Raw genomic sequence first — 8,432 nt, 5'->3', positions numbered from 1 at the left:
GAGAGATAATCAAGCCGCAACCAATCTGGTTGGAAATTCCAAGGAGATGATTTCCCTGCGCAAATTGATTTCCGTCATTGCGAAATCCGATGCCAGCGTCTTAATCACAGGGGAAAGCGGCGTTGGAAAAGAAGTAGTCGCAAAGGAAATCTACAATAAAAGCCTCCGCTCAGACGGCCCCTTTATTTCGGTCAACTGTGCCGCAATTCCCGAAAACCTTTTGGAGTCGGAGCTGTTCGGCTATGAAAAGGGCGCTTTTACGGGCGCGTTCAAGCAAAAAATCGGCCTGTTCGAGGTGGCGGACGGCGGAACCATCATGCTGGATGAAATTGGGGAGTTTCCCATTCACTTACAGCCAAAATTGCTGCGCGTTTTGCAGGAGCGGGAAATACGCCGGGTTGGCGGCACGCACAACATCCCAATTGACGTCCGGGTGATTTCCGCCACAAACCGGGACCTTCTTCAGCAGGTAAACGAAGGCAAATTCCGGTGCGACCTCTATTATCGGCTGAATGTAGTACCCATTCTGATTCCCCCCCTGCGCCAGCGAAGAGAGGATGTCGCTCTGCTGGCCTCCAGCTTTTTGATGCAGTTTAACAAAAAATATAAAACCTCAAAATTTTTCCTCAGCCAGGCAGTCATATTGCTGGAGCAGCATGACTGGCTGGGAAATGTGCGTGAATTGGAAAATGTGGTAGAGCGATTGGTGATCGTATCCAGCGGAAATGCCATCACGCCACAGCAGATTTTAACGGTGTTCAGCGGGAAGCTGAATATGGACACAAATACGGAGTCGGCTTCCGAATTTTCATTGAAGGAGGCAGTGGACCAACTGGAAAAAAAGATGATTTCCGAAGCGCTATCCAATTATAAAAGTACGTATAAAGCCGCAAAGATCCTCGGGATGTCCCAATCCACGCTAGTGCGCAAGGCGAAGCAGTTGAATATTAAGAGCGCTAAAAAGGCTGGCCTGCCGGAGTAAACAAGCGGCGAAGAGGCGTTTGTCCGCCAAGCCCGCAACGTCCGACGCCAATACGAGCGTAACCGTATCTGCTTTCCACATCAAATGATAATGCCATATTTGTTGATACGGTATTGCAGGCTCTGCCGCCTAAGACCCAATGCATCGGCAGTTTTTGAGATGTTATACCCATAGTGTGCCAGGGCTTCACGCAGAACTTTGCTTTCATAAGTGTCCATAATGCTTTGCAGGTTCTCTTCCCATGGGAAGGTAGCAGCGTCGCTGCCGCTGACCGGTTCCACAAACTCCGGCTGAGTTTCTTGCTGCTTTCGCAGATAACTGGGTAGATACTCCACCTTGAGTACATCATCGTCCGTGACGTTTTGGGCATAATCCAGCACGTGGAACAGCTCCCGCACATTGCCCGGCCATGCATAGGCGCTGAATAGCTGCCGAACTTCCGGGGTAATTTGAGAAAACGTGTGAACAAACTGGAACGACGTGGTATTGAGCCGATAGGCAATCAGCTCGTCCAGATCCTCCAGATGCTCTCGCAGAGACGGCAGCTCGATCATCACGGTAGACAAGCGGTAAAAAAGGTCCTTGCGAAGCTCGTTTTTCACAACGGCCTGAAACGGGTCCTCATTGCAAGAGGAAATGATGCGCACATCCATTTGAATGTCTTTCTGCCCGCCTACCCGGCGGAACGTATTTTCCTGAATGGCCCTCAGAATCTTGGACTGCATACTTAGGCTCATAGAGTTCAGTTCATCGAGAAAGAGTGTGCCGCCTTCGGCTTCCTCAAAGTAACCCGGCTTGCTCTCACTCCCTGTGAACGCCCCCTTTTGAGACCCAAACAGCAAACTCTCAATCAGCGTTTCCGGAATGGCGGCGCAATTCAGCGCCACAAACTTCTTGTCCCGGCGGTTGCTTGCTCGATGAATGCTTTGCGCAAAGACCTCCTTGCCCGTTCCAGTCTCCCCCACCAATAAGATAGAGCTTCCACGCGGGGCCACCCTCCGGGCCAGCTCCACCGCCTCCTGAAGCTTCGGCCCGTGTCCAATGATGTGTTCAAACGTATATCCGGTAAAACGGACGGTTTGGGTATGCTGGGCATATTGCTTTAAAGCTCTGTCAATTTCTTCAATCCTCTGGGCGTCGGCATTTACGATGCTGCTGCTCTGTTCAAACACCACGGCGCCCACCAGTTCCTTGCCGCGCAGGATTGGGTAGGCAGTATTTGCGGTGGCAATGGAGACGCTGTTGCTGGATGTGAAGTGATCCACTCGGTTGACGACCGGGGACTGCGTTCTCAGGCAGGTCATTACAGTACTGATATCCTCGCTCAGTTCATACATGTCCAGCAGATGCCGCCCGCCCACAGCCAGATCGTCCGGAATTTGAGAAATTTGCCGGCTGGACTTGTTAAAAAAGACCGCGCAGGCATTTTTGTCATAGATCTGAATCCCCTGCAAAATATAGTTCATGGCCTGCGTCATAAGCCACTCCCAATCATTTCGCTTTTTGATAAGCAGATACGTCTTATCGTTCTCTGCTGGAAGCTTTTCAAAGAAAAAGTGATCCTTGCCCCAGACAAATTCTCCCGTGTGCGCCCCGTCCGGCAGGGAAAATGCCTTTGCGGGTTTGTGTCTGCGGAGTGCCCAGTCGGAAAACAGAAGCTGGTACATCTCCCGTGCCTGTGGATTTCCCCACACCACTTGGTCGATCATTCCGTCTTTTTCCAAAAGAAAATAAAAATCGTAAAACTCCAAAAAATCGCCTCCTTGTTTTAAGCATAGCACGACTTTGTAAAACGCGTCAAGGAAAGTGCCAAACTATTTTGCGATATGCAAAATAGTTTGGCACTTTTTGCAGATATTATTTTAATAAAAACAAATACAGACTATTTTTAGTCACGTAAAAGTCGTGGCCAGAAAAAAATTTTATTTGTAAAAAACGCAGAATTTGCAAGGAAAATCTAATTTTTTACCATCATTTTTTCACTTTGCTTTTTAAAATTGCACAAAGCCGGCACGGAAATTGCTTTTATTTTTGAAAAGAGGAAAGGAGCGTATGATCTGCCGTCTTAGCGTCAGATCCATACAACAACATGTCATGAGCGAAAAAACCACCGCGCAAAAACCTGTCCGTTGGAGCGTATTCGTTCCCTGCTTCTTGGTGATCGGCGGCGCCGCAATTTTGGGGGTCGTCAACAATGCGTGGCTGACAGAGGTTGCCAGTGCCATCTTTGGATGGTCCCTGGGCAATTTCGGCTGGCTCTATCAACTGGTAGCCATGGGAACTCTGCTGCTCATCAGCCTGCTGGCCTTTTCCAAGCTGGGCAACATTCGGCTGGGCGGACCGGAGGCAAAGGCAAAGCACTCCTTTGGCTCTTGGTTTGCTATGACCCTCACCGGCGGCATTGCAACCGGACTGATTACCTACGGCGTTAATGAGGTGCTAATTTATTTCGGCAATATTTACGGAGAACTGGATGGCTATGGGATTCCGGCTCTCAGCAATGAAGCGGCATACTTTTCCATGGGCCGCTGCTTTTATAACTGGACAGTCATCCCCTACGCCATGTATGCCCTGTCCGGTGTGCTCATCGCGTATCTCTACTTCAACCGGGGCAAGGAACTGTCTGTGGCCGCGTCCCTCACGCCGCTGTTCGGTGAAAAGGTGATGCACGGCTTTTGGAAATCTCTGGTTGACGTGCTTTCCGTGCTGGCAATTGCTCTGGGCCTCGCGGCCTCTCTGGGCGCTGGTCTGGCGCTGATCGGCACCGGCCTTTCTTCCGCCTACGGCATTGCTCAGGGACCGCTTGTCTGGTTTATTCTCACCGCGATCATCACCGTGACCTTTACCGCCGCATCCGTCACAGGCATTGATAAGGGCATCAAGTGGCTGGCGGGTCTGACCTCAAAAATTTTCTATGTTTTGCTGATTTTGCTCTTTATCATCGGGCCGACGATTTACATCCTTAATATGGCCAACGTGGGCCTTGGCTACTGGCTGGACCGCTTCTGGATGTGGGGCTTTGATCCCTCCACTGTGGGCGGCTCCGCGTTGGTAACATGGTGGACCATGTATGACTGGGCAATCTGGATTGCCTACGCGCCGCTGATGGGCATTTTCTTTGCCATCATCGCATATGGCCGAACCATTCGGCAGTTTTTGGTCATCAACTGGATGCTTCCTTCTGCATTCGGCTTTGTGTGGTTTGCCGTCTGGGGCGGCACGGCGCTGAATTGGCAGATCGCGGGCAAGGCGGATATCATCTCCGCGATTCAGTCCAATGGCGCAGTCGCCGGCATATGGGAGTTCCTAAAGCATGTGCCTCTGGGTTCCATTTTGATTCCGGCCATTATTATCACTTTGATTGCAGCCTTCTCCACCACAGCGGACACCATGTCCACCACCATCTCGGCTCTGTGCACGCAGGGTGCGCGGCACGACGAGGAACCGGCCCTTTGGCAGAAAATTGTCTGGGGCGCGCACCTTGGTTTGATTGCCTGCATAATGGTTGCTTTTGGCGGCGGCGCGCAGGGCGTGGACGGTGTAAAATATCTGGCGGCCTGCGGCGGCTTTGTGGTTCTGGCTATTTTTATTCTTCAGGTGTTTTCCGCAGTGAAGGTGTTTTTCTTCGATCCGGCTACGAAGCTCGATATTCAAGCCGCTGAAACTGCCGCAGCACCCGAAAAAGTCGAGTAAGCGGAGGCATCGTGTGAAAAAGGAAAATCAAACTGTCGTCCTTGGCGCGCCCATCACTCTGATGGATTTTATCGCGGTGGCCCGGGACGGAGCTTCGGTGGAATTTTCTGCCGAATATCAGGCGCGTGTAAAGCGGTCCCGCGCTCTGGTGGAGCGCTGGGTGGACGAGGGAAAAGTCATGTACGGCGTAACCACTGGTTTTGGAGCACTGTGTACCAAGGCCATCGACAAGAAGGAAACCGCCCAGCTTCAGGAAAACATCCTGCTTTCCCATTCCGTGTCCGTGGGGGAACCTTTGTCAATCGAACGAGTACGGGGAACCATGCTGATGGTATTGCAAAATCTGGGGCAGGGTTACTCCGGTGTGGGCATTGCCGTTCTGGAGCAGTACCGGAATTTTTTGAATCTGGGGTTAACGCCGTGGGCTCCGGGGGACGGAAGCGTAGGCTATCTGTCCCCGGAGGCTCACATGGCCATGGTTCTCATCGGCGGAGGAAAGGCTTATTTGAACGGCAACTTGATGGAAGGCCGCGAGGCTTTGGCTAAAGCAGGTCTGACCCCTCTCGTCCTTGGCTCCAAAGAGGGGCTGGCACTGGTATCCGGCACCACCTCGTCTACCGCCATGGCGGCGCTGGCCATTTGGGATCTGCTGAACGCTGCCAAAGCCGCCGATATCATCGGCGCGCTGACATTAGAGACCAGCCGAGGCGTTTTGGACGCTTTTGATTCTCGAGTAATGCAGGTGCGCCCCCATCCCGATCAGACCCGGACAGCGGAAAATGTCCGTGCCGTTTTGAAGGGCTCCGGTATTATGGAGAAATACCGAGGCAGCCGGGTACAGGATGCCCTCTCTCTGCGATGCATCCCCCAGCTTCACGGCGCGGCAAAAAAGACCTTGTTGGACGCGAAAGCGGCAATTGAGATCGAGATGAACGCCTGCTGCGATAATCCCATCATCTGGCCGGAGGACGGGAATGAGGCCGTAATCTCCGCCTGCAACGCGGACTCATCCTACGTGGGGATGGAGATGGACAGCGCCTGTATCGCCGCCGTGGGGCTTGCTAAGATGTCAGAGCGGCGCAACAACCGGCTAATTGATGAGAGTTTGTCTGGCTATCCGTGGTTCTGCATCAAAAAACCGGGCCTAAACTCCGGGCTGATGATTCCCCAATACACGCAGGCCGGTCTTCTGAACGAGCTGAGAATGCTGGCCACGCCGTCCACCATCGACAATACGCCCACCTGCGGCAATCAGGAAGATTACGTGGCCATGGGCTACAACGCCTGCAAAAAGGCGGGTGCCGCGGCGGAAAAACTGGAGTATATTCTGGCGATTGAACTGCTTTCCGGCTATCAGGCGCAGCAATTTCTGGATATCAATTTAAACCGGGGAGAGGGCAGCGCCGCTGCGCTGAAAGCAGTGGGGAATCTGGTGCCTGTTATGGATAAGGATATATTCCTTTACCCACACATTGTGGCCTTGCGGGAGCTGATTCACACAGGACAACTGACTAAAGCAGTGGAACGGGTCACCGGTCCGCTGCACTAAAAAAGGAGTGAACAACGATGCGTGGAAGGGCAAAAAAACAAGTTGAAATGGATTTGCTAAAGATTTTTTTGACGCCGCCCAATTCAAAAAAAGAGAAAATTACTTTGCTTACCATGTTGGTGGTGACATTTCTCATCTTTTTCGGGCCGATTTGCTTCTCCGCAATTTCCCCTGTGAAGGCGATATTACTGGCTTGCCTGCCTGCCGTGTCCTTCTCTTGGGGGTGGATGGTACTGCTACGGTCCCTGTTCCGCAAACGGGACTTCTGCAAATAAACCGTCGGCAATGCGCATACCACCCCGAAAGTCGTATCTCTGATAAGAGAAAGGTCAATGGTCTGTAAGGCAAAAGCTCAGAACACCAACACGTAACGGAGTAAATTGAATCCGTCTCGCTCACCCCACAAATCTAATATATTGACGCCACTATACCAGTAAAATCAAACGCTGCCGAAGATATTGGGTGATGCAAAACCACGCCTTCTTTGTACGGTAACGAGTTGACGCCACCTGCTGTTTGTTCTGACACATTGTTGTTCCATCAATTGAAAAAACGCACCGTGGAATTACTTAATTGTAATTCCACGGTGCGTTTTGTTTTATTTTGCTAACACTCTGTCGCCTTTACCAATTTACTTTACACATAACTTTTGATTTTCTCTTTTTCATTGCCGACACGCCTTCGCAGCCATATTCAGCGCCTCTTTTATAACTCGTTTGAAATATATTCGATTGATTTCATCACGTATTGGCTTCCGTCAAAGGCATATGTAATCACGATTTCTCCTGCAAAAACCGTAATGGAGATTTGAGCAGGAACTATCGCTTTAAGCATAGACCCATCCACTTCGTAAGTAACGATACTGCCAAACCACGCCTTCTCCTCTCCCCATTCCTGAGCATAGTCCTCCGGCAAAGTGATGACGGAATCCTGCCCATTCACCTGAACGGTTACTGTCACGGAACCGTTTTCATGGACGATTGATGTATCAGTATATTTCTCGATGATGTCCAAAGGATCTGTTACGTTGGTCTCAACGAAATTTTGGGGATTGATCACATGGATAGTTTTCTGATTGACGCCCGTTCCTTCGCCGATTGTCAAAATCACAACCAGTTCCTTCTTTCCGTCGCCGTTGATGTCTTTTAGAATAAGCTCCGGCAGAAATGAGTCTTTTTCAATGTTCATCCATTCATAGTATCTGTTGACGCCGTTAATGGAAAGATACAGACCGTCATATCCGCCGGTCGTGTTAAAATCATTTTTATAACCGTATATATAAATTTGATCATCCGGCAGGCTTGCAAGCAGTACGCTTGTTTCGGGTAATGGTACATTGCCTTCTGCTTCGCCCGAAAAATATTGATTCGAGTATTCTTTAGAGGAAATTGTCCAATCAAAAACATAGTGAGGAGCATTCGGATCGGAAATGGCGTCGCCGGAGCCGGATGATATTCTTAAAATATAATTGTTCTTGTCGTAAGAATAGTACTCATGCCCTTCGGTTTCATCTCTTTCAATGGATTCACATGGCCCATATATCTGCTCAATTTGACTCTCGGCGTCTCCAACTTTGAGACCTTCCGCCGTTTCAATCTTGGGGTTTTTTACCGATACTGAGCTTAGCACCCATTCTTCCGGCCCCGCTTCAACAGGAGTTTTCGCAAACCAAAGGGAATATTCCTCGTTAAACAACTCATCAGTATAGTCGCCTTTCAGATTGATATTTGCCGCCTCCAGCTTTTTCGTTGCCTCATCCACGCTCATGCCAAGTTTCAGGGGGCATTTTTCTCCATTTGGACCAAGCAAGGTAATATCATCTTGCGCTTGATCGTAGGATTCACCGGGTGCATCCCCGATACGCTGATGCGACACAATCAATAAGCTGCCGTCTTGTATTTTCAGTGTGAGTGCCGCAGTTTCGCAAAACAGGCGTACAATATCGCCCTGCCGTTCACCGCTTGTGTATGTGAAGTAGGCAAACCCGGCATCACTGGTAAAGTTATAGTACGCGTCATAGTCCTTCAGATAAATCAGTTCATCCATTCCCACTCCGCTAAGATCACCCTGTGAAATGCCCATATATTCTTTTAAAGCTTCATTTACGGTGCTGGCTGAGAATTTGTGAATAGGAACCGGCATCCCGTCCAAGGTCATATCGACACCGAAAGGCCAGTTTTCGGAATCCTTGAGCGCCTCAAATTCAGT

At 50.3% G+C, this 8,432-nt stretch carries 6 protein-coding genes; 3 read left to right on the top strand and 3 right to left on the bottom strand.

The annotated features are described in order from the left end of the window. Positions 1-982: sigma 54-interacting transcriptional regulator (locus RTK01_RS14675; RefSeq protein WP_312281686.1), on the top strand; the 982-nt coding region annotated here is incomplete at its 5' end. Between the two features lie 80 nt (positions 983-1,062). On the opposite strand, the gene RTK01_RS14670 is transcribed toward RTK01_RS14675, so the two are convergent. Beyond that, positions 1,063-2,733, bottom strand: coding sequence for a sigma 54-interacting transcriptional regulator (locus RTK01_RS14670; protein ID WP_312281685.1), 1,671 nt, complete (start codon positions 2,731-2,733; stop codon positions 1,063-1,065). Positions 2,734-3,076: 343 nt separating this feature from the next. Between RTK01_RS14670 and RTK01_RS14665 the strand changes: the two genes are divergently transcribed. Together RTK01_RS14665 and hutH are read left to right on the top strand one after the other, a co-directional pair. Then, positions 3,077-4,675 carry a BCCT family transporter gene (locus RTK01_RS14665; RefSeq protein ID WP_312281684.1) on the top strand — a complete coding sequence of 533 codons (1,599 nt, stop codon included), beginning with the start codon at positions 3,077-3,079 and terminating at the stop codon, positions 4,673-4,675. A 13-nt stretch (positions 4,676-4,688) separates the two neighbouring features. Then, a complete protein-coding gene (hutH, locus tag RTK01_RS14660; protein WP_397352983.1) occupies positions 4,689-6,224 on the top strand; it encodes a histidine ammonia-lyase in 1,536 nt (511 codons plus the stop codon). On the opposite strand, the gene RTK01_RS14655 is transcribed toward hutH, so the two are convergent. Together RTK01_RS14655 and RTK01_RS14650 are read right to left on the bottom strand one after the other, a co-directional pair. Further along, on the bottom strand, positions 6,205-6,510 hold the full coding sequence (locus tag RTK01_RS14655) for a hypothetical protein (protein ID WP_312281683.1): 306 nt from the start codon (positions 6,508-6,510) through the stop codon (positions 6,205-6,207). The two genes, hutH and RTK01_RS14655, sit on opposite strands and share 20 nt — an antisense overlap. A gap of 419 nt (positions 6,511-6,929) precedes the next feature. Further along, positions 6,930-8,432: hypothetical protein (locus RTK01_RS14650; RefSeq protein ID WP_312281682.1), on the bottom strand; the 1,503-nt coding region annotated here is incomplete at its 5' end.

This window comes from Oscillibacter sp., from assembly GCF_031978065.1.
Lineage (GTDB): Bacteria > Bacillota > Clostridia > Oscillospirales > Oscillospiraceae > Oscillibacter.
Note: the sequence above shows the minus strand (reverse complement) of the source record. Positions and strands in the feature narration are given on the sequence as shown.